The organism is Novosphingobium rosa NBRC 15208, assembly GCF_001598555.1.
GTDB lineage: Bacteria > Pseudomonadota > Alphaproteobacteria > Sphingomonadales > Sphingomonadaceae > Novosphingobium > Novosphingobium rosa.
Genome location: NZ_BCZE01000064.1, coordinates 20,122 through 46,862 on the forward strand (window position 1 = coordinate 20,122; position 26,741 = coordinate 46,862).

Below are 26,741 nucleotides of genomic sequence, written 5' to 3' on the forward strand. Positions count from 1 at the left end.
CCTGTAGGCAAGCAAGGTCACAGCGCGGCATGAAGCACATCCTCCTCACGCGCAGGCGCCACGCGGCCCCAGCCCTGACGGATCAGCTGCTCGATCTGGGCCAGCGATTCATCCAGATTGGCCTTGCAGCGTTTATGGGTCTTGGCGGTGCCGATCGGCTTTTCCAGCTCATAGACGGTCATCATGCGCAGCGCGGCATGGCTGATCTCGGCGCTTTCCAGAATGGGCACAGGCAGCAGGGCAGGGCCGAAAGCCTGCTCCATGATCGAGCGGACCATGGCATGGCTGGGATCATTGCCGTCGAACTTCGAACACAGCAGGCGCACGAACTGGTAATCGACGGTGATCCCCGCCGAAACCAGCTGACCGATCACCTGATCCATCATCGAGAGGAACTGCACCGTCGAGCAGAAGTCCGGCGTGGTCGCCGCCAGCGGCACCAGCAGCGCATTGGCCGCCTGCATCACCGCCAGCGAGATCGTGCCCAGCGCCGGCGGCGGATCGAGCAGCACCACATCGTAATTGCGCGCCAGATCCAGCAGGCCCTGCTTCAGCTTGCGGAACCTTGCGGCCAGCACCGATTGCCCATCGGAACCGGCGGCGGCCAGCTCATACTCGACATCGAAGAGTTCCAGATTCGAGGGGATCAGATCGACATTGGGCCAGGACGTCGGCTTCACCGCGTAAAGCAGATCGGTCTGGGTCGGATCGATCGAAAGATAGGGGTACAGCGTCTCTTCGCGCGTGATGTTGAAATGCGGGTTGAAGCCGAACAGCGTGGTGGTGGTGGCCTGGCTGTCGCAATCGACCACCAGCACGCGATAGCCCTGCACCGCGAAATAATGCGCCAGATGGGTGGTGACGGTGGATTTGCCCACGCCGCCCTTGAAGTTCTGCACCGCGATCATCGCGGGCACGTCCATCGGCGCACGCGCGGGGCTGGCGCCCAGCACGTCGCGCATCTTGAGCATATCGTCGACCGAATAGCCGATTCGGCGGCCATTCTCGCCCGCCGGGGCAGGGGGCAGGCGGCCATCGTCCTCGGCCATGCGGATGCGGTTGGTCGAGCAGCCCAGCAGTTGCGCCGCCTCGGCAATGCCGAAACGCACGTTGAGCGCCTTGCGGCTATCGGGCAGAAAAGCCTTGCGGCGCAGGCGTTCGATCATCTTTTCGCCAGCGGCGGCCAGATCGCCGATCTGATCGACAACGGGATGCAGCGGTGAAGGAAAAGCCGCTCCCGGCTTCATCGCAGAGGACTCATCGATCATTGAATGCACTTTCCCCGGAAGTCGGAATATTGAACCTTTACCTACCTCATTTGGCAGAAAAGACTTCAATTGGCAATAATCGATGGTGATTCTTCCCCGGTCTCGATCACGCGGTTGGCCCACGGGTTGCGACCATGTTTCAGCCAATCCAGACTCTCGCGCCAGAAGCCGTCCTTGTGCCGGTCATGGAACAGGTCGAAATGGCCGATGGTCTGGCGGCCATAATCCGCCGGATGCAGCAGCACGGCGCTGCGCGGCGCCTGCCTGTAATAGGCCAGCGTGCGGCGGATCGCGGCGCTGGTGCCGATGGTGTCATCGGCCACCACCACCGCCAGAATGGGGGCTGTCACCGAAGCCATGCGGGCCAGCACCTCGGGGCGTTCGTGGCGCTTGTGGCTGCGCTCGAAGCGGGGGCCGCGAAAGCTCCATTCATGGGCGACACCGGCGGGCAGATCCTCCAGCCAGCCCAGACGGCGGCCGGGAAAGTAACCGCAGAAAGCCGTGGCGAGCGGCATCGCCACATGCCATTTGAGGAACAGCTGCAGGCGGTGGCTTTGGGCATAATCACCCCACCATGCATATTGCGCGCCCACGGTCAGCATCCGCGCAATCCCAGGCGCGCCGGGGGCAAGGCCTGCCAGAAAGCCGCCGATGCTGTGGCCGATCACGTTCAGCGGCGCGGAAGGGCTGCGCGCGTGCATGAAGCGCAGCGCGGCGTCGCAGTCGAGCGTACCCCAGTCGCGCCAGCGATAGGAGCAGCCCCGCAGGCGCTCCGGGCGAGAGGCGCCGATGCCGCGATAGTCATAGGTCAGCACATCGAAGCCATGGTCGGCCAGAAAGCGCGCATAGCGATGGTAATAGCGGGCCTGCACCCCCGTGGCCGGATTGATGACGATGCTTCCCGCGCGGCCGCCATCCCGGGCCAGCCACAGATGGCCGCCAAGGTTGAGGCCGTCCTGACAGGGCAGGGTGACGGGGCGCGGTCCCCCGGGCAGAGCTTCCGTGCTTGCGGGCGGCTGCTGGCTCACATCATCCTCATGGCTTTGTCGCATCGCCCTCTGCCGGGGCGCGGTTTGACAAGGCTCGGCCTGGGGCGGGGCCTTGTCAAACCGCACGAAAGTCTTGGCCTTGGGAGAAAGGGGCGGCTGTCAGGGCTGCTCCGGTTTGGGGGGCGCGCCAATTTCCGCCAGCAGCCATTCGCAAAAGCGGCGGATTTTCCGGGCGCGACGGCGGTGGTCGGGGTAGACGATCCAATAGGCCATGCCCAGGCTGGAGACTTGCGGGAACAGCGGCACCAGCCGTTTTTCCGCCATATCCTGACGCCAGAAAAAGGGCGTCAGCATGGCCACGCCCTGACCTGCCATCGCCGCATGGCCCTCATTGGCCTGCGAATCCATGCGCACGCCCTGCAGCGGGGCCTCCCCCGCCTGCGCCAGCCCGGCCTGTTGCAGCCAGCAGGCCCATGACGGATCATGCGGGCTGAGCAGCGGCAGGCGCAACAGGTCTTGCGGCCGAATCGCCCCGCCCTGCGACGCCAGAAAGCCGGGGCTGCACATCGGCGTGAAATCCTGCTCGATCAGGCGATGCGCCGCCAGACCGGGCCATGATCCATAGCCCGAACGCACCGCGACATCGACACCGTCATCGGTGAAATCGGACAGGCCCTCCTGCATCAGCAGCCGTACGGCGATGTCCGGAAAGCGCATCTGGAACACCCCGATCCGCCACGCCAGCCAGGTGTTGGCGAAGGTGGGGGTGGTGGAGATCGTCAGCGTGGTCTCATCGTCGAGCCGCATGTCGGCAAAGGCGCTCTCGATCATGTCGAGCCCCTTGCCGAGCCTGGCCGCCGCGCGCCGCGCCGCATCGGTCAGGATCACGCGCTGGCGTTCGCGCCGGAACAGGGGCTGGCCCAGATGGCTCTCGATCAGGCGGATCTGGTGGCTGACGGCGGCCTGCGTCATGCCCAACTCGCGGGCGGCGGCGGTGAAATTCTCATGCCGCGCCGCCGCTTCGAAGACGCGGACCGCCGCCAGAGGAGGAATCTTGCGCATGGCTTCATCATAAGCACAGCTTATGATCTGTGTCGATCAATTGGTTGGCGGGCGGTGGGCGGGGGGCCTAAGCTGCACCGCAGTTGCCCTCCTCTTTCACCAAGGACAGCGCCAACATGCAACACGCCTCCGCCCCCTGCATGGATCGCGAAACGCCGCCTTTGTTTCCCACGCTGCGTCGGCTGTGGTCCTGCCTGCTGGCCCTTTCTGCCCGGCAGGTCCGCATCGCTTATGAAAGCCCCTGGGCTGCCCGTCGGAATCATGGTCGGGATAAGCCAGGGGCATAGGCCAGGCTTATCAAGCGTGGCGATCCGGCGGCGCGGCATTGCCGCAGGCAGCAAGAGGCGTTAGGCTGGCCGCTCAACCCCATGACGAGCGGATCGCATGCGCATCGGCCTTTCGATCCTGACCAGCGCCCAGCACAACATCTGGAGCAATGGCATCGGCCAGAATGTCTATCATCTGGCCCGCCTGCTGGAGGCTCTGCCCTTTGTCGAGCAGGTGGTGCTGATCGACACCGGCGACGGCGGCGCGCCGGGCGATGCCGGGGCGATCGGCGCGCGTTACGCCATGCTGTCCCCGCAAGAGGCCTTTACTGCGGTGGATGTCGCCATCGAGGTGTCGGGCGGGCTGGGGCTCGACTGGTTGACGCCCTTTCGCGCGGGCGGGGGCAAGGCGGTGTTCCTCAACTGCGGCCAGCCCTTTTACGATCTGGTCGAGCCGGACATCTTTGGCCGCAACGATTATTTCGCCCCCATCGAGCGTTGCGATGAAATCTGGCTGCTGCCCAAGGACCGCGCTTTCACCGCGATGATGCGCAGCCTCTATCGCTGCCCGGTGCATGAGCTGCCCTATCTCTGGTCGCCCATGTTCCTTGAGCAGAAGGTGGCCGAACTGGCCGAAGGTGGCGCGCATTTCGGCTATCGCGAAGGGATGCTGGCGCAGGGGCTGCGGCCCGCTTTGTTCGAGCCCAACCGCTCGGCGGGCAAGATGAGCACCATCCCCTTCCTGATCTGCGAGACGCTGGAGAAGGTCGATCCGGGCCGGATCGCGCATCTCACCTATCTCAACACCAGACATATGACCGAGCACCCCGCCTTCGGCGCGCTGGTGGGCGGATCGCTGCTGGCGCAGAGTGGCAAGGTCTCGCTGGACGGGCGGCAATATGTCGCCAAGGTGCTGGCCGGGACGGCGAATCTGGTGGTGAGCCATCAGATCGACTGGGGGCAGAATTATCTCTACCTTGATGTGATCCACGGCGATTATCCGCTGATCCACAACTCGCCCTTCTTTGCTGATGTGGGCTATTATTACGAGGGCAACGATATCGCGGCGGGGCTGGGCTGCCTGATGCACGCGCTGGATCTGCACGATCAGGAACTGCCCTGGCATCAGGCGCGCAACCGGGCGAAGATCGCCTCATTCTCGCCCGAGAATGAGGCCAATCGCGAGGCCTATGCCAAACGCCTGCTGGCCCTGACCGGTCAGGAGCAGGCCGCATGAACCGTTCCCTGCGCATCGGCGTCGCGCTGGATCTGAGCGCCTCGGCTCCCGGCCTGTGGGATGGCGATGCGCTACAGGCCGCCGCTTTTCTGGCCATGGCGCTGGTGCGCTGCGCGGGGGTGGAAAGCTGCGTGGCGCTGGATGGCGCGCCGGGGCCGGAAAGCGATCAGGCCGGGGCTTCCGCCCGCTCGCCTTTGCCGGTGATCGGCAGGCAGGCGGCGATGCAGAGCCTCGATCTGGTGATCGAGCTGGACTGCCGTCTGCCCGAAGACTGGAGCCGCGCTTTCGCTGAAAAAGGCGGGGCTTTGGTGGCCCAGCGCATCGCCGCCGATCTGGTGGCTGACAGCGAGGCTATGGCCTTCGCCCGCCCCACCGCGCTGCTGCCCGCGCCCAATTTCTACCGCGAAATCTGGGTCTGGCCCGCCTATGCCGCCGCGCATGGCAGCTATCTGCATTACACCACGCTGGCCCATGTCCATGTGGTGCCCCAGCTGTGGAGCCCGGCGATTCTGGAGCAGACCGTGCAGGCGCAGGGGTTGGACTGGCAATACCGGCCGGGCCGCAGCGACTGGCGGCTGGCCATTCTGGAGCCCAACCGGTCCAGCGCGGCCTCGTGTCATCTGCCGCTGCTGCTCTGCGATGTTGCTTATCGCCGCCAGCCCGAGCTTATCGCGGGCCTCTGCGTGGGCGACAGCGCCGCCATGGTGGACGGCCAGCATTTCTGCCATTTCGTGGACAGCCTCGATGTGGTGCGCCAGCGCAAGGTGCAGTTTTTCGACGCCATTCCCGCTTTCGCCGTGCTGGGCAGCCGGGCCGATGCGCTGGTCAGCCACCATTGGGGGCAGGGGCAGAGCTATCGCCATTATGAGGCGCTGCATGGCGGTTTCCCGCTGATCCACAATGCGCCGCTGCTGGGCGATTGCGGCTATCGCTACAAGGATTTCGATCCCGAGGATGGCGCGCAAAGTCTGTTGCATGCCCTGCATCACCACGATGCCGATCTGGCGGCCTATCGCGCGATGGCCGGAAAGTTTCTGGCCATGCTCGATCCGGCCTCGGCCCCGCAGGTCAGCGCCTATGAGGAGCGCCTTGCCGCCCTGTTCCCGCAGACTTGACTTCAGGCAGCGGCGAGCGCGTCGAGCAGCGCCATGCGCAGGCGCTCGATCAAACGCGTGAAGGCGGCCTGATCGCCCAGCGCTCGCGACAGAACAAGCGCGCCCTGCATGCCGGCAACCGCATCTTCCGCATGGCGCATGGCGCTTTGCGCCGCCACGCCGCCGCTTTTCAGACAGCGGGCCAGAGCGGCGATCCAGCGCGCGAAATAACCCTCCACCTGCCCGGCAAAACCGTCGCGCGCGTTGCTCAGGCCGATCCAGCCCATCAGGCAGACGCGCCCGCCGCCATGGAAATAGGCGGTCACAGCCGCCATCATCGCGGTGATCGCCGTGGCGGGATCGTCGGCTTGCTCCAGCGGGGCGAAGATGGCTTGGGCGAACCAGTCATCGATTTGCGCCAGCACGGCCTCCATCATCTCCGCCTTGCCGCCGGGGAAGAAGTTGTAGAGGCTGCCCTTGCCCAGCCCGCTCGCCGCGCAGAGCAGCGAAAGGCTGGCCCCTTCAAACCCATGGGTGCGAAAGCATTCGGCCAGAGCGGGCAGGGCCTGAGCCCGCTCGGTGAGAACGCGCTTCGCCGTCACTCTTCCGCTCAAAGGCCCAGATCGCTGAGCGAGGGGTGATCGTCCGGGCGGCGGCCCAGCGGCCAGCGGAACTTGCGGTCTTCCTCGCGGATCGGCATCTCGTTGATGCTGGCATGGCGGTGCTGCATCAGCCCGTCGGGTGCGAACGCCCAGTTTTCATTGCCATAGGCGCGGAACCACTGGCCGCTGTCGTCATGATATTCATAGGCATAGCGCACGGCGATGCGGTTGCCGGTGAAGGCCCAGAGTTCCTTGATCAGCCGATAATCCAGCTCCTTGTTCCACTTGCGGGTCAGGAAGGCCTGAGCCTCCTCCCGGCTGGTGGCGAACTCCACCCGGTTCCGCCAGCGCGTGTCTTCCGTGTAGGCCAGCGCGACTTTGGCCGCGTCGCGGCTGTTCCAGCCATCTTCGGCCAGACGCACCTTTTCGATGGCCGTTTCGCGGGTGAAGGGGGGCAGGGGTGGACGGGACATAAGGCGCCTCCGGTTGAACTTGTACTGTTCGGTAAAAGCTGCTGGGCCGCGCGTCAATCCGTTTCGATTGCACCTGGGGCGATCCGCTTTACAGATGGACTGATGGCCCCCCGCATCATCCGCATCGCCGCCGCCCTGATCGACGATCCCGCAGGCCGCCTGCTGCTGGTGCGCAAGGCGGGCAGCCCATGGTTCATGCAACCGGGTGGCAAGATCGAGGGCGGCGAAACCCCGCTGGCCGCCCTGACGCGCGAACTGTGCGAGGAAATCGGCCTGGACCTGCCCGAAACGGGCGCGCGCCATCTCGGGCGCTTTTCCTCCCCCGCCGCGAATGAGCCCGGCCACCTTGTCGAGGCCGAGCTGTTCCATCTGCGCATCGCCCATGAGCCGGAACCCCGCGCCGAAATCGCCGAGGCGCTCTGGGCCACGCCAGTTGAAGCCGCGGCCCTCCCTCTGGCCCCGCTGACCCGCGACCATATCCTGCCCCTGCTGCCCGCCCTGTAGCGCCACATCGTAGACTCACAGGGCGCGCGGGATTTCGGCAATCAGCCAACAGGCTTCGACAAACGACACCGCCGTCCCCCTGTCGCGTGATGTCTCTTGCCCCCATTCAGGCTATATTGGGCGGATGTCTTCCGAGGAACCTCCCGCCCGGCTTGCGCCAGCGATCGCCTTGACCTCGATCGTCTGCTTCTGGGCCTTTTATTTCACGATTTGGTCGCTGCGCTCGCTGGCGCTCTATCAGCATGACCAGACCGGCATGATGGGCAAGCGGGCGGTGGTCTCGCTGGTCAGCGCCGGGGTGACGGTGATCTTTTACCTGCTGATGCGGCGCGTGGCGGGGGCGAAATTGCGCAGCAGCTTCGCTCTGGCGCTGCTGCTGGCGGTGCCGGCGGCCTTGTTCTACTCGGCCTTCAACTGGTATATGTTCAGCCATATCGGCGAGGGCGTGGCGATGGACTGGCGCTGGTCCGCCCCGGCGAGATCCCTGCCGCCGCGTCCTCCCGCCCCGCCGCAGCCCCCCGCCGTGCCGGGGGCGCCCTCGGTCAGCGTCGGCATGACGCATGGCATGTCGGACGAGGGGATGACGCCGCTGCAATCCATCGCGGATCAGGCGGGCAACGGCTATTTCTTCTTCATCGCCTGGGCATCGCTCTATCTGGCGCTGACCTATGCCGTGCGCGCCGCCGCGCTGGAACGGCGCGAGGCGGCCCTGCGCGCGGCGGCGCAGGCGGCCGAACTCAAGGCGCTGCGCTATCAGGTCAATCCGCATTTCCTGTTCAACACGCTCAATGCGCTCTCCTCCCTGATCCTGACCGGCAAGCGCGAGCAGGCCGAGCAGATGATCATCAATCTGGCCACCTTCTTCCGCACCAGCCTGACCGGCGACACCACCGAGGATGTGCCCCTGGCCGACGAGATCATGCTGCAAAGGCTGTATCTGGATATCGAACGCGTGCGCTTCCCCGAAAGGCTGCTGGTCAACATCGACGTGCCGGAGGCTTTGCTGACGGCTTGCGTGCCGGGGCTGATCCTGCAGCCGCTGGTGGAGAATGCGGTGAAATATGCGGTGTCCCGCTCCCGCCGGCCGGTGACCATCCGCATCGCCGCGCGCGAGGAGGGCGGCGCGCTGGCCCTGTCGGTCGAGGATGATGGCGATCCGGTTTCCCCCGCGCCAGAAGGTGGCACGGGGCTGGGCCTGCCCAATGTACGTGACCGGCTGGCAGCGCGTTTCGGCGCCGATGCCAGCTGCCATCGGGAAGCCCGGGCGGAGGGTGGCTTTGCCGTCACCCTGACCATGCCGCTGGTGCGCCATGGTTGCTGAGCGCGCCCTTCGGACTCTGATCGTCGATGACGAACCCCTCGCCATCGAGCGCCTGCAGATCCTCTGCGCCGCCCTTCCGGCGCTGCAACTGGTCGGCACGGCCTCGGATGGCGAGGCGGCCCTGCGGATGATCGAGGCCCTGTCGCCGGAGGTCGTGCTGCTCGATATTTCCATGCCGGGGCTTGATGGGCTGGATGTGGCGCGGGCGCTGGACGGCAAGGTTGCCCGCCCCGCCATCGTCTTCTGCACCGCCTTCGACCAGTTCGCCGTGGCCGCCTTCGATGTGGCGGCGGTGGGCTATCTGCTCAAACCCGTCACGCCCGAACAGTTGGGCAAGACCATCGCGCGCATCGCCGAAACTCTGCGCGCGACTGGCCTCGCCTCGGCGCAGGCTCCTGAATGGCTTGAGGAATTCTGGGTGCCACACCGCTCCGAGGTGATCCGCATCGCCGCGCAGGACATCGACCGCATCGAGGCCGAGCGCGACTATATGCGCCTGCATGTCGGCGCGCGCAGTTTCCTGCTGCATCAGACGATCAGCGCGCTGGAGCAACGGCTCGATCCCGCGCGTTTTCTGCGGCTGCATCGCTCCACCATCGTGCGGCGCGACAGGATCGCCAAGCTGCGCCATGACGGCCTCGGCACATGGCACGCCGTGTTGAGCGATGGCGCGGAGCTGAGGATCGGGCGCAGCTATCTGGCCAATGCGCGGGCTCTGGTGGGGCGCGGCTGACACAGAAGCAGCCCCCGGGACCATCTCCCGAGGGCTGCTTCCGAGGGCGGCAAGGGGGTGACGGCCTTACCGCGCCCTGGGGGCGATCTTCACCTCATTGCGGGCCAGCGCGGCGCCGCCATGGGCATTGGCCAGCGCCATCTGCACCTGCGATCTTGTGCTGATCCGCGCGGTGTTGCGGCAGTTCATGATGACCTCGCGCATCGGGCCGAAATCGCCGGGAGCGGGGCGACCGCAGACATCATCGACGGCATGCAGCACGCGACTGTGCAGCATATCCTGCCCGGCGCGGGTGGTGAGATCGAGATCGGCGTAGGACACAAACCGCTGCGGCGCTTCGCTCTGGGCCAGAGCGGGCGTGGCGGCGAGCGTGCAGGACAGGCCCAACAGGGCAAATCCGCGAAGAAGGGCGGTGGACATGATCGGGACTCCTCCAGCGGGCGGGTGTTGCCCCGCCTCTCGCGGCGGCCATGGGAGCACCGTCGCTGGACACGTTTTAGGCCGGCCCCGCGCCCGATGCGCGTGCTCCTCGATCAGGCCCCCACAGGGCTCCACCAAGGGCGGGCGGCATCGACGAAAGCACCAGCCGCTTCGACGAATGTCAGGCGGTTAAGGCAGCGAAACCGGGCTGCCCGCCCCGGCTTGCGCCAGTTGGGTGCGCAGCTGCGCCAGCATTTGGGGCGACACCGCAGGCCGGGGCGCCGCCGCTTGCCCGGCGCGCAAACGGGCGCGGTCCGCTGCGGAGGGCTCCACCACGCGCAGCCGCACCGGCGCCACCCCGCTCTGCCTGATGCCGAGAAGTTGGGCGGCCCCGCGGGACAGGTCGATCAGCCGCCCATTGCGTGTAAAAGGCCCGCGATCGTTGACCCGCACCACGATCACCCGTCCGGTCTCCAGCGCGGTCACCTCGACATAGCTGGGCAGCGGCAGAGTGGTATGCGCGCCGCTGATGCCATCGGGGCGGAAGCGCTCGCCATTGGCGGTCTGCGATCCCGATTCCGGCCCGTACCAGCTGGCATAGCCGAGCCGGTCATAGGCAGGGTCGGCGGCGGGCACATAGGTGGTGCCGCGCACCGCATAGGGCCGCCCGACGCGCACCGGCGTATCGCTGACCGGGCGATAATGCACCCCCGACCCGCAGGCCGAAAGCAGCAGCGCCAGCATTGTCACGCCATAGCGGCGGGCTGTCTTTTGTGCCGTCATATCGGCTCTTTAGCGTAAGATGCCCGCCGCGCGCCATGGGATAGCGCGCGGCCAGGCACAGCTTTGCGACGAGCGGTGCCGCATCATCGCACTATAGGCCGTGTCCTTCGGCCGGGGCATGGCCGCGATGCGCGGCGATGCAGGTCAGCACGCTGGCCGTCACCAGCGCGAAGGCGGCCACTTCCAGCGGCAGGGGCAGGCGATGCTCCCACAGCAGGCCGTAGAGCAGCGCGAAAAGCGTTTCGAACAGGATCATCTGGCCCACCATCGTCAGCGGCAGCAGGCGGCTCATCCGGTTCCACAGCGCATTGCCGCAAAAGGAGGCGATCACCGCCACCGCCAGCGACATCCCCGCCAGCTGCGCCCAGACCGTGGGCGTGTGGCGCAAAGGCTCCGCAAGCGCGCCCAGCGGGATCAGCAGCAGCGCCTGCGCCCCGGTGACCACCCCCATCAGCAGGTTCCAGTCATGCGCCGAGACCCGGTCGATCCGCGTCAGCGCGCGGGCATTGCCCACGGCATAGGCCGTCCAGGCGATCAGCGCGCCGATGGCGCAGGCAAAGCCCAGACCGCGCTGCCCGGCGCTGGCCAAGGCAGAGGGGGCCAAGGCAGAGGGGGCCAAGGCAGAGGGCGCCAGCGCCTGCCACCCGATGCAGACCACCCCGGCCATGCACAGCAGCAGCGAGGGCAGCAGGCGGCGCAGCGGCACGGCATGGCGGTCCCGGCTGCCGATGATCGTGACGGCGACGGGCAGAAAGCCGATCACCAGCGAGGTTGTGGCGATGCCCGCCTTCTGCACCGCCGTCGACAGCAGGATGTAATACAGCGTGTTGCCCGCCAGCGAGAGCCAGACCAGCGAGAGCCAGTCGCGCCGTTCCAGCAAAGACAGCAGCACGCGCCAGCGCGGCGCGATCAGCACCGCCGAAATCGCCCCATAGGCCAGATAGCGCCCGATCGCGAGCAGCAGGGGCGATATCCCCGGCACCATCGCGGGCGCCAGAAAGACCAGCCCCCACAGCGCCCCGGCCCCTATGCCGCAAGCGATGCCGGGCAGGGTGCGATGGTCGCCGGAGGGTGTGGCGATGGATGCGGTCACGGGCTCAAGACTCACGGCAGGATGTGGATGATGTGGGGAACATATCATCAACATGGCGAGACATGCGCGCTTGCTATGGCCACCAAATGCAACAATTACTCACCTATGGCCCGCAAACCCTCCATCCGCCGCCCCGCGCTCGACCCTTTCGACCGGGCGATCCTGCGCATCCTCCAGCGCGACAACCGCACGCCGCAGCGGACCATCGCCGAGGCGGTCAATCTTTCCGCCGCCGCCGTGCAGCGCCGCATCGCCGCGATGGAAAGCGCCGGGATCATCGCGCGGAATGTGGCGGTGGTGGATGCGGCGGCGCTGGGCATGGCGATCACCTCCATCGTGGAGGTCCATCTCACCGATGAGCGGGCCGGCACGGTGGATGCGGCCAAGGCGCTGTTCCGCGCCGCGCCCGAGGTGCAGCAGTGCTATTACGTCACCGGGGGGATCAGCTTCGTGGTGGTGATCGTGGCGACGGATATGGTGGCCTATGAGGCGATCACCCGCCGCCTCTTCGCCCAGAATGAGGCGGTGGCCAGCTATCGCAGTCTGGTCGCGCTGGATCGCGTCAAGTTCGGGGCCGAGGTGCAGGTGCCGTCAGCATGATCAGGCCTTCAGCGTTTCGCGCTGGCTGATCCAGAGGAAGGCCGCCAGCGTGAAGGCCAGCGCGGCGCCGCTCATGGCGATGGGCATGCCTGCCTGCTGGGCGATCCGCGCGGTGATCAGCGGCGAGAAGAAGCTGATGATCCGCCCCCAGTTGAAGATCGAGGCCGCTGTCGATTGCAGATGCGGCGGGTAAAGCTCGGCCATCCACGCGCCCCAGATCACGCTGGAGCAGAGCGTCGCGCCATAGATCAGCCCGAGGAGGCGCAGCAGCCCCACATTGGACGGGGCCAGCAGAAAGGCGACGATCGCCGCCGAGGCGATGAAGAAGCCCACCGCGTTGAAGCGCCGCCCGAAGCGGTCCGCCGCCCAGCCCCAGAAGAAGCCGCCCGCGATGTTGCCGGCGAACTGCCACGCCAGCAGATTGCCCGCCAGCGCGGAGGAAAAATGGCGCTCGCCGGTCAGATAGGTGGTCAGCCAGCCGCTGAAGGCGGCATAGCCGAAGAAGTTGAGGCCCGTCATCGCCGCCAGCGTTAAAGTCTGGCGGCGCACGTCGGGGGCGAACAACTCGCGCACGGGAAGCTTGTCGCCGCGCTGGCTGGCCAGATCGATGCGCGAACCCGCCGGGATCATCAGATAGGCCACCACCGAGAGCACCAGCGGCGGCACGCCGCCCGCCCACAGCAGCATGTGCCACTGACCCGGCGCGACAGCCCCCATCGCCAGCCCCAGGGCCACGATGGAAAGACTGAAACAGGCGTTGAGAATCCCTGCCAGTCGCCCGCGCACGGTGGGGCGGAACAGGTTGCAGTAAATCCCCACGCCGACCGGGAAGCTGGCCCCCGCGAAAAGCCCCAGCAGAAAGCGCTGCGCCAGCAGCTGCGGATAGCTGCCCACCGCCGTCCCGGCGATCAGCATCGCGCCATAGCCCGCCACCAGCAGCGCGAACATCCGCCTGCGGCCATAGCGGTCGGCCAGTTGGCCGATCACCACCGCGCCGGTCAGCGCGCCTGCCCCCTGCGCCGAATAGGTCGAGCCCGCCTGCATCAGCGAGAGGCCCAGCGACTCGCGGATAAAGGGGCGCAGCACGTCCACCGTGTTCCACGCCCAGCCATAGAGGAACTCGCAGACCATCAGCAGCAGGAAGATCGCCAGCTGATGCGGCAGGGCGATGTCCGGCGTGGCGCTCTCCGGCGCGGCGATGGCCGCCTGCTGAGGCTCGGGGATGGCGGCGGCGGGCAGGGCGGGGGTGGCGGTGGGCATCCTCGGAACACTCCGGCGAGGAAAGGGTGGCGGGGCCGCGCGGGCCCCGCCCGTGTCACGGTCAGGCGGCGGCCTGAATGGCGGCCAGTTTCAGCTGCACCAGCATCGAGAACTCGTCATAGACCGCCCATTCATCGACGATCTTGCCATCCTTGATATGGAAATGCGTCACGCCCATCACGAAGAGCGGGTGCCCGGTGGGCGCGCCCAGCGAGCCATAGCCCAGATGGTGACCATCCATCACCCAGCGCAGGGCATATTTGGTGCCGCCCTCCTCGCTCTCCACCGAGCAGATATGCTGCGGCACAAAGCTGCAATCGGGCATCAGCGCGACAAGGCGCATGGTTTGCTGCAGCACCGCCGCCACGCCATAGAGTTCGCGCATCAGCGGGCCGTGCCACTGGCAGTTGGGGGCATAGATCTCGTGAATCTTGCCGAACATGCGCTTGTTGTAGATGTGGTGCAGCCAGGTGAGGAGCTGCGCCTCGCCCTCATTGTTGGCGATGGAGAGGTCGGCCTCGCTCTCGGGCGGATACTGGCCCAGCAGGCGGCGGTTTTCGGCGGTGTCCATCACCGGCTCGCCAAGGTCGAACTTGCGCTGGGCGAGGGTCTGGGCGAATTCATGCGGGTCGAGCCCGACCTGAATCAGCGGGCCCATATTGTCGCGCACGATCCATTCCTTGTAGATCTTGTTCTCAAGGATCATGCAGTCGGCCACGGTGCGGGTGCAATAGGTGCGGCCTGTGGGCTTGCCCCAGGCGCCGATCTGCGTGTGGCGGCCCGAGCCATGCGTCATATGGCTGGTGTAGAAGCCGTTCACATCGTCGCCGTTCCAGATCACCTGCTGGGCCATGCCGCGCCGGTCGGGGAATTCAACGAGACGCTGGATGGTGTCGCGTATATGCGTCTCGCGGTCATACATCGTGCCCAGCGTGGTGTAGGCGACGCAATTATGCGTGTAATGGCTGTAGATCAGCCCCACATCGCGCTCATCCCAGATGCGGTGGGTGCAGCGCACGATGTAGTCGACGATATCGGTGTAGCAATCATCGAAGCCGCGCATGCTTTGCACCCGGGGGCGGTTCTCGGGCACCAACTGCGTGAAATCGCGGCGTTCTACCTGCAGCACGCGGCCTGGTTGCGCAGGGACGGCCTGAGGGGCGGCGGCGGGTTTCTTGGGGGTTTGGGCGTCAGTCACGGAAGACCTCTCCATTGTGCGACATCGGTGAGTGTTATGGGCGTGGATGTTATGGATGGACGGGCACGGGCGCCAGCCATTCGGCAAGGGCGCGGGCGCAGAAATCGGGACACTCCAGCGGCAGGAAATGGCCCGCATCCGGGGCGATATGCAGCGTGGCATGGGGCAGGCCGTCGGCCAGTTCCTGCTGCAGGGCGGGCGGGGCGATCTGGTCCTGAGCGCCGCCCAGCACCAGTGTCGGCATGGCCATGGCGGGCAGAAGCGGGCGCTTGTCGCTGCGGGTCAGGGCAACTTCGGTTTGCAGGCTGAGCGTGTCTTGCGGGGCTTCACGCGCCATATCGCGGATCAGCTGGCGGAGCGCGGTATCCTCAAGGTGCGCGGCGGCAACCGAGCGGGGCCAGAGCTGGTCCACCGCCGCAACCGGATCGCCGGCGGCAGCGGCGCGGCGGGTTTCGTGGTCGGCTGGCGGTACATCACGGCCATTGGCGGCGATCAGCACCATGGCGCCGATGCGGTGCGGAGCGATGGCGGCCATCTCCAGCGCCACAATGGCGCCCAGTGAAAAGCCGACAGGAATGAAAAGCGCAGGGGCGTTCTGGAGCAAGCGGTGGGCCAGAGCCTGCGCGCTGGGCAGGCCGGTCATGTCGCCATGCAGAACATTGTGCGCCGTTCCAGTCAGCATCGGCGCAAACACCCGTGCGTCGCACAAGGTGCCGGGCAGCATCAGCAGCGGCCAGTCGGGATCGATGCGCGGGGGCGCTGTCACGTCGTGTGTTCTCCCGTCCGGGATCGATGGTTCGTCCCGGCATCGTTGATGCTTGCCCTCACCAAATTAGCTTGCGCTGGGCATGGCGATGGATTAGCACATTTGCATTCGAATGCAAGTGTGGGATGAAAAATTCCGGCAAAGACCGGCGATTTGGGCCCCTTGAAGACAATGGAGCGATTCGTGACACAACCGACAAACGGGGGAGCTGCCAGCGACGGATTGGCCGGCACGGCGATGGCTGGCCGGCTGGTGCGCTATGCCGATCTCGTGCCCTGCCGCACCGCCTTTATCGATACCCGCACGCCCGGTTCGACCGAGAAGGAAAACTTCACGATCATCGGCCCCGGCGTGTCGGAAAGCCCGGATCAGTTCGTGCATATCGCCCAGCCACATGGCTTCAACATTGGCGGCGCGCGCCAGCCCTTCGGTTGCGTCAATTCGCAGCACAGCCATGAAACAGCGGAGGTCTTCGTCGTCCATTCCGGCCATTGGCGGCTGCTGTTCGGCCCCAATTGCGAGGATGGCGCGCTGGAAATCGGCCCCGGCGATGTCGCTTCGGTGCCGACGCAGATGTTCCGCGGTTTCGAAAAGGTCGATGAGGGCACCGGCTTCCTGTGGGTCGCGCTGGGGCAGGATGAGCCCGGCAAGGTGACCTGGGCCCCCGCCGTGCTGGAGGCCGCGCAGGATTTCGGCCTGAAGCTGACCAAGGGCGGCCAGCTGATCGACACCAGCAGCGGCGATTACGAGTTGCGCGATGTCGAGCTGGAAACCGGCCTCGATGCCGAGGCTGCGGCGCAATTGCGCACGCCGCCGCTGGAAAAGCTGCTGGAATGCGTGGTGCGCGCCGGGGAGGCCCCCGCCAATCCTGCTTCGCCCTTGGCCGCGCCCGGCGTGGTGGAAGCGGGGGTGATCGTGCCTCAGGCCACCAGCGACGGCTTTGCCCCAGGCCCGATTTCCGGCTGGTGGCCGCATGGCTTCAACCTGCGCCAGTTGACCTTGCAGACCGGCGCCTATGTCCCGCTGCATGCCCGCGCCGAGGAAGAGGTGATCTTCATCCAGTCGGGCACCTTGGAAGTCAGCTGGGCTGATGGCAGCCTGATTATGGGTGCGGGCGATACGCTGACCGTGCCGATCGGCCTGCAGCATGCCTTCCGCAACACCGCCTCCGTGCCGTGTGAGGCGATTGTGGTGCGCGGCTCGGAAGATCCGGCGCGACCGGTGTTTGCCAGCTAAAGCGAAGGCAAGGCTAAAAAAGGGCGGTCCGGATCAATCCGGGCCGCCCTTTTTCGTGGGGTTGATCGCAAGGAAAGATCCCGGCGCTATTACGCGCCGGGGTCTTGAAATCAGGCGTTCTGCTTCAACCGCTCGAAGCGGATGGCGGCGGCCTTCTGATGGCCTTCGAGACCCTCGCTGCCGCTCTGGCGAATGGCGGGCGGGGCGACGGCGGCAATCGCCTTGTCCTCCAGCCACTGATGCGTCGCGATCTTCACATAGGAACCGACCCAGAGCCCGCCGGTGTAGCGCCCCGCGCCCATCGTCGGCAGCGTGTGATTGGTGCCGACATTCTTGTCCGAATAGACCACGCTGGCGTTCTCGCCGATGAACAGCGAGCCGTAATTGCGCAGCTTCCTGGCGAAACCATGCGGATCGGCGGTGTGGACCTGCAGATGTTCGGCAGCGACATGATCGGAATAGGCGATCATCGAAGCCTCACTGTCGCACAGCACGATCTCGCCGTAATTGGCCCAGCTTTCCGCCGCCACCTTGGCGGTGGCGAGGGTTTCCAGCTGGCGCTCCACCTCCTTCACCGTGGCTTCGGCCAGAGCGCGGTCGGTGGTGATCAGGCCCACGCGGGTGCGTACATCATGCTCGGCCTGACCGAGGAGATCGCAGGCGATCAGTTCCGGATCGCCGCTGCTGTCGGCCACCACGAAGATTTCGGAGGGGCCCGCCAACTGGTCGATGCCCACGGGGCCGAACACCTGCCGCTTGGCCTCGTTCACAAAGGCGTTGCCGGGGCCCATGATCTTGTTGACCTGCGGCACGGTCTGCGTGCCATAGGCCATGGCGGCGATGGCCTGCGCCCCGCCGATGCGGAAGATCCGGTCCGCGCCGGAAAGGTGGCAGCCCGCGATCATCGCGCGATGGGCGTTGGGCGGCAGGCAGGCGACAACCTCGGCGCAGCCCGCGACCTTGCCCGGCACGATGGTCATGATCGGCGCGGAGAGCAGTGGGAAACGGCCACCCGGCACATAGGCGCCCACGCGATCGATGGGGATCACGCGGTGGCCCAGATGCAGGCCGGGAATGGGCTCGATCTCCAGCGGCAGGATGGTGCCGAGTTGCGCCTGCGCGAAACGGCGCACGTTTTCGATGGCGAATTCGGTGTCGGCGCGGGTCTGGGGATCGAGTTCGTCCAGCGCGGCGCGGCGATCGGCCTGCGACACTTCGAATTGCTCAAGATCGGCCTTGTCGAACTGCGCGGAATAGCGGCGCACGGCGGCATCGCCCTCGCGGCGCACATCGGCCAGCACGGTGGCGACGATGCCGGTCACGTCATTGTTGTCGGCAATCGAATCGCGGGCGGGGGCCTTGATGTAGGTGGTGGTGTCGGCAAAGCCTTGCGGCGCGGTGCTCATGATCTTCTCCCGGCGGTTTGGTGACTGAGGTTTTGCATCGATACTGCATTCGAATGCAAATGTCACGCGGCATTTTGGAGATAGCGCCATGTCATTTGCGCTGTCCGCGCAAGGTGAGTAGATGAACCGCATTCAAGCTTTGAGGGTGCTGATGCCCAAACCGCAGACCAACAAGAAATCCACCTCCACCACCATGGAGCAGGGGCGGCGGCCGACATCCTATGATGTCGCGCGGATCGCGGGCGTCTCGCAATCGGCGGTGTCGCGCTGTTTTGCGCCCAATGCCTCGATCGGGGCGGCCAAGCGCGAGTTGATCCTGAAGGTCGCGGCGGAAATCGGGTATCGCCCCAACGCTTTGGCGCAGGCCCTGATTTCGAAGCGCACCAACATCGTGGCGCTGGTCATTTCCGCGCGCACCAACCTCTACTACCCCGAGGTTCTGGCCGAATTGAGCGCCCGTTTGAATGAGCGCGACATTCGCGTGCTGCTGTTTTCTCTCTCGGAGGAAAGCGATGTCGACGGCGTGCTGGACCAGATCTGGCGCCATTCGGTCGACGGGGTGATTTCCGCGGCGCGGCTTTCGGCGGCGCAGGTCGCGCAATTTGCCGAGCATCGCGTGCCGCTGGTGCTCTACAACCGCGTGGCGACGGCGGCGCCCTCGGTGCGCTGCGATTCCGTCTCGGGCGAGCGCCATCTGGTCGAGCATCTGCTGGCTGCCGGGCATCGCCGTTTCGGCCTGATTTCGGGCCCTGCCGACAGCTATGTCGGCGAGGAGCGGCGCAATGCGGCGCTCGCGGCGCTGGCGCAGGCCGGAGTGGGGGATGTGGCCGAAAGCCGGGGGGACTTCTCCTATGACAGCGGCCATCGCGCGATGCATGCCTTGCATCAGGCGGCGGGCAAACTGGATGCGGTGATCGCGGTCAGCGATCTGATGGCGATCGGCGCGATGGATGCGGCACGGCGCGATCTGGACCTGAGCATCCCTGAAGATCTTTCGGTGGTGGGCTTCGATGGCGCGGGCCCGGCGCGCTGGGGCAGCTATGATCTCACCTCGGTGCGGCAGCCGGTGCGGCGCATGACCGATGCGGCGGTGGCGATGCTGGTCGAGCGGATCGAGGATGCCACGGCCCCTGCCGAGCAGCGCCTGTTCACCGGCGAATTGTTGAGCGGCAGCAGCGCGCGAATCGCGGTTCCGGTGGTGTGAATTCGAAGGCAACTGTCACCGCTATTTTTTCGCTATAAAAAATAGCATCATTGCGCGTGATTGCCTGATTTTATCAAAAATAAGCTGATTTTAATGCATATTTCTGGATCGCCATGAAGCGCATATGCGTCAAATGACCGATGACTTCGAATGCAAAAAATGATGGACGCGGCGCGGCCTTGCCGATAGATTTCCCTCAGAACAGAGAAAAGGGGAGTCACATGCACAAGCACCCACTGCTAAGGGGCGTTTCCGCCCTCACACTGGCGATGTTCGCCGCGCCCGCCATGGCTGCCGATCAACCCGCAGCCGTTCCGGCCGGCACCGCACCGGCGGCCAATGAGGGGTCGACCGGCGAAATCATCGTGACGGCCCAGCGCCGCAGCGAAAAGCTGCGTGACGTTCCCATCTCGATGACGGCGCTTTCGGGCGATGCGCTTAACAAATTGCATGCCAACGATATTTCCCGCGTCGAATTCGCCACGCCGGGCTTCACCTGGGGCTCGCAGGGTTCGGACTCCTTCCCCGCCATCCGCGGCGTGCGCACCAGCCTGGTCTCGGCGCAGAACGATCCCGTGATCGGCTTCTACATCGACGGCATCTATCAGAGCCGCACCCAGCAGCAGTCGATCCCGCTGTTCGACATCGCCCGGGTGGAAGTGCTGCGCGGCCCGCAGGGCACGCTTTATGGCCGCAACACTTTCGGCGGCAATGTCAGCATCGTCACCGCCGAGCCGACCAAGGATTTCGGCGTCGGCGCCAATCTGGAAAAGGGCAATTACAACCAGTCGCGCGTCGACGGCTACATCAACGTGCCCGTCACCGACACGCTGCAGCTGCGCTTTTCCGGCGTGTTCCAGCGCCATGACGGTTATGTCCGCTCCACCACGCCGGGCGTTGTCCTCGACGATCTGAACGAGAATGCCGAACGCGTCGCCCTGAAATGGACCCCCACCAGCCGTCTGGAGGTCAACATCCACGCCGGCACCTGGCGGCGCGACGATGCGGGCGCCGGTTCCTACGGCTATAAGGTGGCCGGCACGCTGATCAATCCGGCGACGGGTTATCAGTCGATCAACGGCCAGCCCTATGCCGTCAACCCTTCCGTGCCCAATGGCGCGCCCAATGTGGCGGGCCGCGATGTGGGCAAGCCGGTGACGGGCGGCGCCTGGACCAACGATTGGGATTACCAGCCCTTCGAACATATCGCCGAGGATTATGTCTCGGGCACGGTCGCCTACAATCTTGACTTCGCCACGCTGAAGTCGATCACCGGCTACACCCATTTCCGCGCCCATCGCAGCGCCGACAATGACCAGTCCAGCACCATCTTCGAAGGGCTGGGTTACGGCTCGGGCGTGCAGGAAGCCAACACGCGTTCGGATTCTTTCACGCAGGAGCTGCAGCTGGCCTCCAACGCGAAGGGCCCGCTGCAATGGATCGTGGGCGCCTATTATCTGCATGACGCCATCTTCGAGACCTATCAGCAGAAGATCACCGCGCCGGGCGCCACCACCACCGGCTTCCGCGCCGATGCCGCCCTGCACACCGATGCCTATGCCATCTATGGGCAGGGCACCTATCAGCTGATCCCCGATCTGCTGAAGGTGATCGCCGGAGCGCGCTACAGCCACGAAAAGAAGGCGTTCAACTTCGCCGACTGGGCCGATGCCGCGCCGGGTACCTACAACTTCATGTCGCCCTATTCGGTGACCTCGGGCGCGCCCAGCTTTAGCAGCGGCACATGGCGCGCGGGCCTGCAGTTCACGCCCGATCGCAACACGATGATCTATGCCACGGCCTCCACCGGCTTTGAATCGGGCGGCGTGAACGATACGGGCGGCAATCCGGCGATCCCCTCCTCCTATGCCCCGCAGAAGGTCTGGGCCTATGAGGCTGGCGTGAAGTCGAAGATCCTCGGCGGCAAGGGCGAGATCGAGGCTTCGGGCTTCTACAACAAGTTCTCGAACCTGCAGATCAACGTCTACACGCCGCTGGTGTCCTACTTCGGTTCGGCGGGTCAGGCGCGCTCCTATGGTGGCGAACTGGCGCTGCGGCTCGATCCGGTGCCGAACCTGCATATCAACGCCACACTGTCGGCGATGAACGCGCGTTATACGCGCTACATCAGCGGCAACAACTTCTATGGTGCCTCGGGCGGTGCCGATCCGGTCTCGGTCAATCTGGCGGGCAAGAAGATCCCGCAGTCGCCCGATTTCAAGTCGACGCTGCTGGTTTCCTATGATGTCGATCTGGGCAAGGCGGGCACGCTGACGCCTTCGGGCACCTGGCTGCATTCGGGCAGCTATTACACCACCGATTACAACACGGTGCTCGATTATCAGAAGGCCTATGACAAGTTCGATGCGGCTCTGCGCTGGAGCGCGAAGAACAACGGCACCTACATCGAGGCCTTCGGCGACAATCTGACCAACAAGGCCACGCTGCTGAGCGGCGTCGTCGGGCGGCTTGAGCGTGTTCAGGTCTCCTATGCCGCGCCGCGCACCTATGGCGTGCGGGTTGGCACCAAGTTCTGACGATAAAAAAGGGCCGTGTCTGGCGACATGGCCCTTCGATCCCCCCTGAAACGGTCCCGCCTGCTTGTGGCGGGGCCGTCTTTTTGTGTCAGCGGCGTTCCAGCAGTGCGGCCAGCGCGAAAAGCCCGGCTTCCTGCCCGGCTGGCACCAGCAGTTCGGCGCCTACGGGCCGCTCGCCCGGCGCGGCGACGGGCACGCTGATCGCGGGCCAGCCGCTGCGCGCCGCCAGCTCCGCCGCCCAGCCGCCCGGCGGATTGCCGAGGCCTTCGGGGATGACGCGCATGGTGGGATGGAACAGCGCGTCCAGCCCATGCCGCGCCATCACGGCCCGCAGCATGGCGGCCAAATCGCGGTGGCGGGCCAGAATGGGCGCCGCCGCATCGGCGGGGGCGGCCATGCGCTGGATCAGGCTGTCGCGGTGGTCGCGCAGGAAGGCGCCGCCTGTCACCAACTCGGCCAGAGAAGCCGGGGCCTTGCCCGAGGCGGCCCGCCCGGCAAGATACGCATCGAAGGCCGCGCCGAATTCGGCATCGACGATATGCGGCCCGGCCAGCAACGCCTCCACCCCGGGCAGGATCAGCGGATCGACCAGCTCGATCCCGGCCTGTGTCAAGCGCTCCAGCGCATGCTGGCAGGCCGTGAGAATGCGCGGATCCTCACCGAAAGCCTGCCGCACCACGCCCACGCGCCGGGGCGCGCCATCGCCGCCGATGCGTCCGCCCATGGCCGTGTAAAGCAGACGGGCATCGGCCACGCTGCGGGTGATCGGCCCGATGGTGTCGGTGCTGGGCGCCAGCGGCGCGACGCCCTCAAGCGGGAGCATGCCATGGGCCGGGCGCAGCCCGACCAGACCGTTGCAGGCCGCCGGGATGCGGATCGATCCGCCCGTGTCGGTGCCCAGCGCGGCCATCGCAAAGCCGCGCGCCACGGCCACCGCCGATCCGCCACTCGATCCGCCCGCCGTGCTGTCCGGGGCGTAGGGGCACAGCACATCGCCGCCCAATGAACTGCGCGAGCGGATCTCGAAGGAGAATTCCGAAAGATTGGCCTTGCCCACCACGATGGCCCCCGCCGCGCGCAGCCGCGCCACCACGTGCGCATCGCCTGGCGCTACCGCCCCCGCCAGAGCCTTGCAGCCCGAGGTGGTGGCCATCCCGGCGACATCGATGTTGTCCTTCACGGCGATCATCACGCCATGCAGCGGGCCGAGGTTTTGCCCTTGCGCTGCTGCGTGATCTGCCGCCAAAGCCTCGGCCTCGGCCTGGGGATTAAGCGCCAGCATCGCATGCCAGCGGGCATCCTCTTGCGCGATCAGGCCCAAGCAGCGGGTCAGAACATCCCGCGCGCCGCCCTGTGACAACACCGCGATCATGGCCGGGTCTGCGCCAGCAGCTGCGCCGCGCCCTGCAGCATAAAGCTGTGATCCGATCCGAGCAGGAACAGGCTGGCGCCCTTGGCCTCCCACAGCGGCACATCCTGCGGGCGGGCCAGAAACATGCCCACGCGGCGGTTGTGACGCCGCCCGGCCTCGCAGATGCGCTCCACCGCCGCGACCACGCGCGGATCGTCCTGAGAGGCCGCGCCATAGGCTACCGTCAGATCCACGCGTCCCACGAAGAGCGCGTCGATGCCCGGCACGGCGGCGATGGCGTCGATCTCCTCCACGGCTTCGGGATCCTCGATCTGGGCGATGGCGACGGTCTGCGCCGCGCTGCCCGCCAGATGGTCGGTCATGGCGCGCGTGGTGTAAAGCGCCGCGCGCGAGGAACCGGCATAGCCGCGCCCGCCCGCGCCATACTGGCAGGCGCGGGCGAAGGCCTGCGCCTCGGCGGCGGAGCGGATATGTGGGGCCACCACCCCGGTCGCCCCGCAATCGAGCGCATTGAGAATATGCTCCGGGCTGCTGGTGGGCACGCGCACCAGCATGGGCATGGCGGCGGCGCGGGCCATGGCGATGCTGCCGTCGATGGCGAGGCGGTCGAAGGGGGCGTGTTCGGCGTCGATGCACAGGCAATCGAGAGCGGTCAGCGTCAGCACCTCGGTGACGATGGGCGAGGGGGTCTTGAGGAAGGTGCCGATCAGCGTGGCGCCCGATTGCAGGTGTTCACGAAAATTTTTGGCACGAAAATTTTGGTCACGCAGGCTGGTGGCATCGCTCATGGCATCTCTCCCTCTCTGCCGCATGGGACCGGAGACAGGCCATGGCGCGACATTTGAATTCGAATGCAAATAGCTGATGACAGGCGCGATGTCAAAATGCGGAAAGGGGCGCGGGTGGGTGTTGATCGGGATCGGAAGCGGGCTGCGTCAGCCCCAGAATCCCTGCGATGCGGGCCAGAGCTGGCCGTCGCGCAGTGGCATGGCGCCGGGGCGGTCCTGCACCATCAGCATGGCGCCGTCGAGGTCGCAAAAGTCCGATTGCGCGCCGATCAGCATGGCGGGCGCAATCGACAGGGACGAGGCCGTCATGCAGCCGGTCATCACGCCAAAGCCCAGCTCGCGGGCGGCGCGCAGCATGGTCAGGGCTTCGGTCAGGCCGCCGGTCTTGTCCAGCTTGATGTTCACCAGCTGATAAAGGCCGACCAATGCGGGCAGATCGGCGCTGGTATGGCAGGCTTCATCGGCGCAGATCGGCACCAGCGGGGTGATCCCGGCCAGCGCTTCGCTCTGCGCGGCGGGGATCGGCTGTTCGAGCAGATCGACGCGCAACGCCGCCAGTTCGGGCAGAGCATCGGCCAGCAGGGCGGGCGACCATGCCTCATTGGGATCGACGATCAGCCTTGCCCCGGGCGCGGTGTGGCGCACGGCGCGGATCTGCTCCAGAGGGGCCATAGCATCGACCTTGATCTTGATGAGGGACACCGTGCCCAGCGCCCGGGCCTGAGCCGCCATCGCTTCGGGCGTATCGAGCGTGACGGTCAGCGCTGTGGGCAGGGCGGGGGGCAGGGCGATGCCCAGACGCTGCGCCACGCCGATGCCCGAAAGTCTGGCCTCCAGATCCCACAAGGCGCAATCCAGCGCATTGCGGGCCGCCCCGGGGGGTAGCCGATGCTGCAACGTGGCGCGGTCAAGGTTTGCTCCGCGCACATTCTCCAACTGCGCGATCACGCTCGGGCAGCTTTCACCATAGCGGGCATAGGGCACACATTCCCCGCGCCCGATCTTTCCATCCAGAGCCAGTTCAACCACCACCACATCGGCGCTGGTCTTGGCCCCGCGAGAAATGCGGAACGCGCGGGAAAGCGGCAGGCTTTCGCTGCGGATGGATATGTGCGGCATCATTCGGGTCGGGCTCGTCTCGCCTGGACGGCGGCGGTTTTTGGTGCCTTCATAAGGGTCAGGCACCAGTTGCGCTCAGCACCGTGCGGGCCGCTGCGTGGCGGTTCACCGCCTCGGTCGAAAACAGCAGCGGCTGCATCTGCCCGGCGATCCATGGCGCATACAGATCCTGCCGATGAGGCGAGCGTGGATCGGCGCATTGTCCCGGCAGGTTGAGGAACAGGCTGTTGTCCCAGCCGCCCACATCCACCACCATCAGATAGCTGGCCCCGCCCGCCACATGGAAGCTGCCGCCGGGGCGATACCAGCGGGCCATGACGGTGCTGGTGTCGCCGCCGGTGCCTGCCGTGTCGATGGGCGGGAAGGCCTTGGCGATCTCCGGAATGGCGGCAAGGGGATGGGTGATGACCACCTTGTGCAGCCGGTCCCAGCGCCAGCTTGTGGGATCGTCGCCCAGCGCTTTGCGCGCCGCCTGCCATGCCTCGCCCAGCGCCTGTTCCAGCATGGTCGCGCGCACGGCGGCAGGATTTGGGCCAAGGCGCGGATCGGGCTGTTCCAGCAGCGTGAGCAAAGCCTCGCTGTCCACCAGCGGCACCAGCTTGCGCAGGGCTTCGGGCACCAGCGCTTCGAGCAGATGATGCTGCAAGGCGCTCACCAGCATTTCGTAAAGCGCGGGGGCGCCCTTGTCGCCGGCGATGGCGCCATCCCAATTGCGCAGCATCGAGAGCGCCAGACCGGCATCGCCTGCGGCTTGAGCCGGCAGCAGCGCCAGCAGGCGCAGCGCGGGTTCGGAGTGGATATCATGCTGCAAGGCCACACTGTCGGCGATGGTCTGGCGCGGTTTGGCGGGCAGCACGGCCTCGATGCGATGATAGCGGAAGGGGGCCGAGAAGCTGTGCGCCATCGGCCCGGTGTAACCCTCGGGCACATTGTCCTGATTGGCCGAGGCGAACCAGCCCGCCCTGGGGTTCAGGATACTGGGCATATCCTTCACGGCGCGGATGCCCTGCCAGTCGAAAGCGCCATCGCCGGGCACGGGCAGCAGCCCGTTGTGGGTCTTGCGCTCGGGCGCATAGCCGATGGCGTGCCAGCCGGTGTTGCCGCTGGTGTCGGCGTAATGCAGGTTGGTCGGTGGCGGATGATGGGCGAAGGCGCGGATCAGGCTGTCCCAACCCTGCGCCAGATTGATCGCCACCATGGCGGGCATGGTCGAGGCGCCCTTGCCAAGGTGGACGCTGGCAATCGCCACCGCGCGGTTGCGGGCAGGATCATGCAGCGTCACCGGGCCATGCACGCTGGCGCGCAGGGTGATCTGGCGCGGCGGGGCTCCGGCGATGGCGATGCTGTCGTCATGCCTTTCGAACCTTCGCCAGCCGCCGTTATGGCGGTATTGCTCGGGATCGGCGGGGG

At 66.2% G+C, this 26,741-nt stretch carries 25 protein-coding genes; 9 read left to right on the plus strand and 16 right to left on the minus strand.

The window, feature by feature from the left end; genetic code table 11:
• Nucleotides 1-17 precede the first annotated feature (17 nt).
• From SR3_RS21815 to SR3_RS21825, 3 genes are all read right to left on the minus strand, one after another.
• Nucleotides 18-1,247, minus strand: coding sequence for an AAA family ATPase (locus SR3_RS21815; RefSeq protein WP_174549179.1), 1,230 nt, complete (start codon nt 1,245-1,247; stop codon nt 18-20).
• Nucleotides 1,248-1,333: 86 nt separating this feature from the next.
• Nucleotides 1,334-2,296: an alpha/beta hydrolase family protein gene (locus tag SR3_RS21820; protein WP_245654046.1), complete on the minus strand. Its 963-nt coding sequence runs from the start codon at nt 2,294-2,296 to the stop codon at nt 1,334-1,336.
• A gap of 120 nt (nt 2,297-2,416) precedes the next feature.
• Nucleotides 2,417-3,319, minus strand: coding sequence for a LysR substrate-binding domain-containing protein (locus tag SR3_RS21825; protein ID WP_068090672.1), 903 nt, complete (start codon nt 3,317-3,319; stop codon nt 2,417-2,419).
• 384 nt (nt 3,320-3,703) lie between these two features.
• Here SR3_RS21825 and SR3_RS21830 point away from each other — a divergent pair, with 384 nt between their 5' ends.
• Together SR3_RS21830 and SR3_RS21835 are read left to right on the plus strand one after the other, a co-directional pair.
• On the plus strand, nt 3,704-4,822 hold the full coding sequence (locus tag SR3_RS21830) for a DUF2827 family protein (RefSeq protein WP_068090674.1): 1,119 nt from the start codon (nt 3,704-3,706) through the stop codon (nt 4,820-4,822).
• Complete coding sequence (locus SR3_RS21835) at nt 4,819-5,937, plus strand: DUF2827 family protein (RefSeq protein WP_068090676.1); 1,119 nt, start codon at nt 4,819-4,821, stop codon at nt 5,935-5,937. The genes SR3_RS21830 and SR3_RS21835 overlap by 4 nt, the downstream gene beginning before the upstream one ends.
• A 2-nt stretch (nt 5,938-5,939) precedes the next feature.
• Here SR3_RS21835 and SR3_RS21840 read toward each other — a convergent pair whose 3' ends face one another.
• The gene (locus SR3_RS21840; RefSeq protein ID WP_068090677.1) at nt 5,940-6,518 is read right to left on the minus strand and encodes a TetR/AcrR family transcriptional regulator; all 579 of its coding nucleotides are present in this window, start codon (nt 6,516-6,518) and stop codon (nt 5,940-5,942) included.
• An 8-nt stretch (nt 6,519-6,526) separates the two neighbouring features.
• Nucleotides 6,527-6,991, minus strand: a complete 465-nt coding sequence (locus SR3_RS21845) for a nuclear transport factor 2 family protein (RefSeq protein WP_068090678.1) — start codon at nt 6,989-6,991, stop codon at nt 6,527-6,529.
• Between the two features lie 102 nt (nt 6,992-7,093).
• Between SR3_RS21845 and SR3_RS21850 the strand changes: the two genes are divergently transcribed.
• The 3 genes from SR3_RS21850 (at nt 7,094) to SR3_RS21860 (ending at nt 9,549) form a co-directional block, all read left to right on the plus strand.
• Nucleotides 7,094-7,495, plus strand: a complete 402-nt coding sequence (locus SR3_RS21850) for an NUDIX hydrolase (RefSeq protein ID WP_068090680.1) — start codon at nt 7,094-7,096, stop codon at nt 7,493-7,495.
• Nucleotides 7,496-7,664: 169 nt separating this feature from the next.
• On the plus strand, nt 7,665-8,816 hold the full coding sequence (locus SR3_RS21855; protein WP_245654047.1) for a sensor histidine kinase: 1,152 nt from the start codon (nt 7,665-7,667) through the stop codon (nt 8,814-8,816).
• The gene (locus SR3_RS21860) at nt 8,806-9,549 is read left to right on the plus strand and encodes a LytR/AlgR family response regulator transcription factor (RefSeq protein ID WP_068090688.1); all 744 of its coding nucleotides are present in this window, start codon (nt 8,806-8,808) and stop codon (nt 9,547-9,549) included. The genes SR3_RS21855 and SR3_RS21860 overlap by 11 nt, the downstream gene beginning before the upstream one ends.
• Nucleotides 9,550-9,615: 66 nt before the next feature.
• Here SR3_RS21860 and SR3_RS21865 read toward each other — a convergent pair whose 3' ends face one another.
• The 3 genes from SR3_RS21865 to SR3_RS21875 form a co-directional block, all read right to left on the minus strand.
• A complete protein-coding gene (locus tag SR3_RS21865; RefSeq protein WP_068090690.1) occupies nt 9,616-9,969 on the minus strand; it encodes a UrcA family protein in 354 nt (117 codons plus the stop codon).
• Nucleotides 9,970-10,158: 189 nt separating this feature from the next.
• Nucleotides 10,159-10,752: a septal ring lytic transglycosylase RlpA family protein gene (locus SR3_RS21870; RefSeq protein ID WP_068090694.1), complete on the minus strand. Its 594-nt coding sequence runs from the start codon at nt 10,750-10,752 to the stop codon at nt 10,159-10,161.
• A 91-nt stretch (nt 10,753-10,843) separates the two neighbouring features.
• Entirely contained in the window at nt 10,844-11,845 is a 1,002-nt protein-coding gene (locus SR3_RS21875; protein WP_068090696.1) for a DMT family transporter, read from the minus strand.
• Between the two features lie 75 nt (nt 11,846-11,920).
• Between SR3_RS21875 and SR3_RS21880 the strand changes: the two genes are divergently transcribed.
• Nucleotides 11,921-12,445: an Lrp/AsnC family transcriptional regulator gene (locus tag SR3_RS21880; protein WP_245654048.1), complete on the plus strand. Its 525-nt coding sequence runs from the start codon at nt 11,921-11,923 to the stop codon at nt 12,443-12,445.
• On the opposite strand, the gene SR3_RS21885 is transcribed toward SR3_RS21880, so the two are convergent.
• The 3 genes from SR3_RS21885 to SR3_RS21895 form a co-directional block, all read right to left on the minus strand.
• A complete protein-coding gene (locus SR3_RS21885) occupies nt 12,446-13,705 on the minus strand; it encodes an MFS transporter (RefSeq protein ID WP_068090697.1) in 1,260 nt (419 codons plus the stop codon). It abuts the gene before it with no gap.
• Nucleotides 13,706-13,766: 61 nt separating this feature from the next.
• Nucleotides 13,767-14,903: a nuclear transport factor 2 family protein gene (locus SR3_RS21890; RefSeq protein WP_218018868.1), complete on the minus strand. Its 1,137-nt coding sequence runs from the start codon at nt 14,901-14,903 to the stop codon at nt 13,767-13,769.
• 49 nt (nt 14,904-14,952) lie between these two features.
• The gene (locus tag SR3_RS21895; RefSeq protein WP_068090700.1) at nt 14,953-15,669 is read right to left on the minus strand and encodes an alpha/beta fold hydrolase; all 717 of its coding nucleotides are present in this window, start codon (nt 15,667-15,669) and stop codon (nt 14,953-14,955) included.
• Nucleotides 15,670-15,852: 183 nt separating this feature from the next.
• Here SR3_RS21895 and SR3_RS21900 point away from each other — a divergent pair, with 183 nt between their 5' ends.
• Nucleotides 15,853-16,905, plus strand: coding sequence for a cupin domain-containing protein (locus SR3_RS21900; protein ID WP_245654049.1), 1,053 nt, complete (start codon nt 15,853-15,855; stop codon nt 16,903-16,905).
• A 110-nt stretch (nt 16,906-17,015) separates the two neighbouring features.
• Here SR3_RS21900 and hisD read toward each other — a convergent pair whose 3' ends face one another.
• On the minus strand, nt 17,016-18,311 hold the full coding sequence (hisD, locus tag SR3_RS21905) for a histidinol dehydrogenase (RefSeq protein WP_068090704.1): 1,296 nt from the start codon (nt 18,309-18,311) through the stop codon (nt 17,016-17,018).
• Nucleotides 18,312-18,432: 121 nt separating this feature from the next.
• Here hisD and SR3_RS21910 point away from each other — a divergent pair, with 121 nt between their 5' ends.
• Both SR3_RS21910 and SR3_RS21915 read left to right on the plus strand, forming a co-directional pair.
• Nucleotides 18,433-19,515 (plus strand): LacI family DNA-binding transcriptional regulator, encoded by a 1,083-nt coding sequence (locus SR3_RS21910; protein WP_084455813.1) that lies wholly within the window; start codon nt 18,433-18,435, stop codon nt 19,513-19,515.
• A 221-nt stretch (nt 19,516-19,736) separates the two neighbouring features.
• On the plus strand, nt 19,737-22,052 hold the full coding sequence (locus SR3_RS21915; RefSeq protein ID WP_169805686.1) for a TonB-dependent receptor: 2,316 nt from the start codon (nt 19,737-19,739) through the stop codon (nt 22,050-22,052).
• Between the two features lie 88 nt (nt 22,053-22,140).
• On the opposite strand, the gene SR3_RS21920 is transcribed toward SR3_RS21915, so the two are convergent.
• The 4 genes from SR3_RS21920 to SR3_RS21935 form a co-directional block, all read right to left on the minus strand.
• Nucleotides 22,141-23,424 (minus strand): amidase, encoded by a 1,284-nt coding sequence (locus SR3_RS21920; protein ID WP_068090709.1) that lies wholly within the window; start codon nt 23,422-23,424, stop codon nt 22,141-22,143.
• The gene (locus tag SR3_RS21925; protein ID WP_068090710.1) at nt 23,421-24,212 is read right to left on the minus strand and encodes an HpcH/HpaI aldolase family protein; all 792 of its coding nucleotides are present in this window, start codon (nt 24,210-24,212) and stop codon (nt 23,421-23,423) included. Before SR3_RS21925 ends, SR3_RS21920 begins: the two co-directional genes overlap by 4 nt.
• A gap of 147 nt (nt 24,213-24,359) precedes the next feature.
• Nucleotides 24,360-25,334 carry an N-acetyl-D-Glu racemase DgcA gene (gene dgcA, locus SR3_RS21930; protein WP_068090711.1) on the minus strand — a complete coding sequence of 325 codons (975 nt, stop codon included), beginning with the start codon at nt 25,332-25,334 and terminating at the stop codon, nt 24,360-24,362.
• A gap of 55 nt (nt 25,335-25,389) precedes the next feature.
• On the minus strand, nt 25,390-26,741 hold a 1,352-nt coding region (locus SR3_RS21935), incomplete at its 5' end, for a penicillin acylase family protein (RefSeq protein ID WP_169805687.1).

Bases quoted from the DNA above. Each gene is read 5' to 3' on its own strand.
- SR3_RS21850 (WP_068090680.1), top strand. From the start codon at position 7,094: ATGGCCCCCCGCATCATCCGCATCGCCGCCGCCCTGATCGACGATCCC.
- SR3_RS21815 (WP_174549179.1), bottom strand. From the start codon at position 1,247: ATGAAGCCGGGAGCGGCTTTTCCTTCACCGCTGCATCCCGTTGTCGAT.
- SR3_RS21825 (WP_068090672.1), bottom strand. From the start codon at position 3,319: ATGCGCAAGATTCCTCCTCTGGCGGCGGTCCGCGTCTTCGAAGCGGCG.
- SR3_RS21910 (WP_084455813.1), top strand. From the start codon at position 18,433: ATGAACCGCATTCAAGCTTTGAGGGTGCTGATGCCCAAACCGCAGACC.
- dgcA (WP_068090711.1), bottom strand. From the start codon at position 25,334: ATGATGCCGCACATATCCATCCGCAGCGAAAGCCTGCCGCTTTCCCGC.
- SR3_RS21835 (WP_068090676.1), top strand. From the start codon at position 4,819: ATGAACCGTTCCCTGCGCATCGGCGTCGCGCTGGATCTGAGCGCCTCG.
- SR3_RS21830 (WP_068090674.1), top strand. From the start codon at position 3,704: ATGCGCATCGGCCTTTCGATCCTGACCAGCGCCCAGCACAACATCTGG.
- SR3_RS21860 (WP_068090688.1), top strand. From the start codon at position 8,806: ATGGTTGCTGAGCGCGCCCTTCGGACTCTGATCGTCGATGACGAACCC.
- hisD (WP_068090704.1), bottom strand. From the start codon at position 18,311: ATGAGCACCGCGCCGCAAGGCTTTGCCGACACCACCACCTACATCAAG.
- SR3_RS21925 (WP_068090710.1), bottom strand. From the start codon at position 24,212: ATGAGCGATGCCACCAGCCTGCGTGACCAAAATTTTCGTGCCAAAAAT.
- SR3_RS21865 (WP_068090690.1), bottom strand. From the start codon at position 9,969: ATGTCCACCGCCCTTCTTCGCGGATTTGCCCTGTTGGGCCTGTCCTGC.
- SR3_RS21915 (WP_169805686.1), top strand. From the start codon at position 19,737: ATGCACAAGCACCCACTGCTAAGGGGCGTTTCCGCCCTCACACTGGCG.
- SR3_RS21880 (WP_245654048.1), top strand. From the start codon at position 11,921: ATGGCCACCAAATGCAACAATTACTCACCTATGGCCCGCAAACCCTCC.
- SR3_RS21870 (WP_068090694.1), bottom strand. From the start codon at position 10,752: ATGACGGCACAAAAGACAGCCCGCCGCTATGGCGTGACAATGCTGGCG.
- SR3_RS21885 (WP_068090697.1), bottom strand. From the start codon at position 13,705: ATGCCCACCGCCACCCCCGCCCTGCCCGCCGCCGCCATCCCCGAGCCT.
- SR3_RS21845 (WP_068090678.1), bottom strand. From the start codon at position 6,991: ATGTCCCGTCCACCCCTGCCCCCCTTCACCCGCGAAACGGCCATCGAA.
- SR3_RS21920 (WP_068090709.1), bottom strand. From the start codon at position 23,424: ATGATCGCGGTGTTGTCACAGGGCGGCGCGCGGGATGTTCTGACCCGC.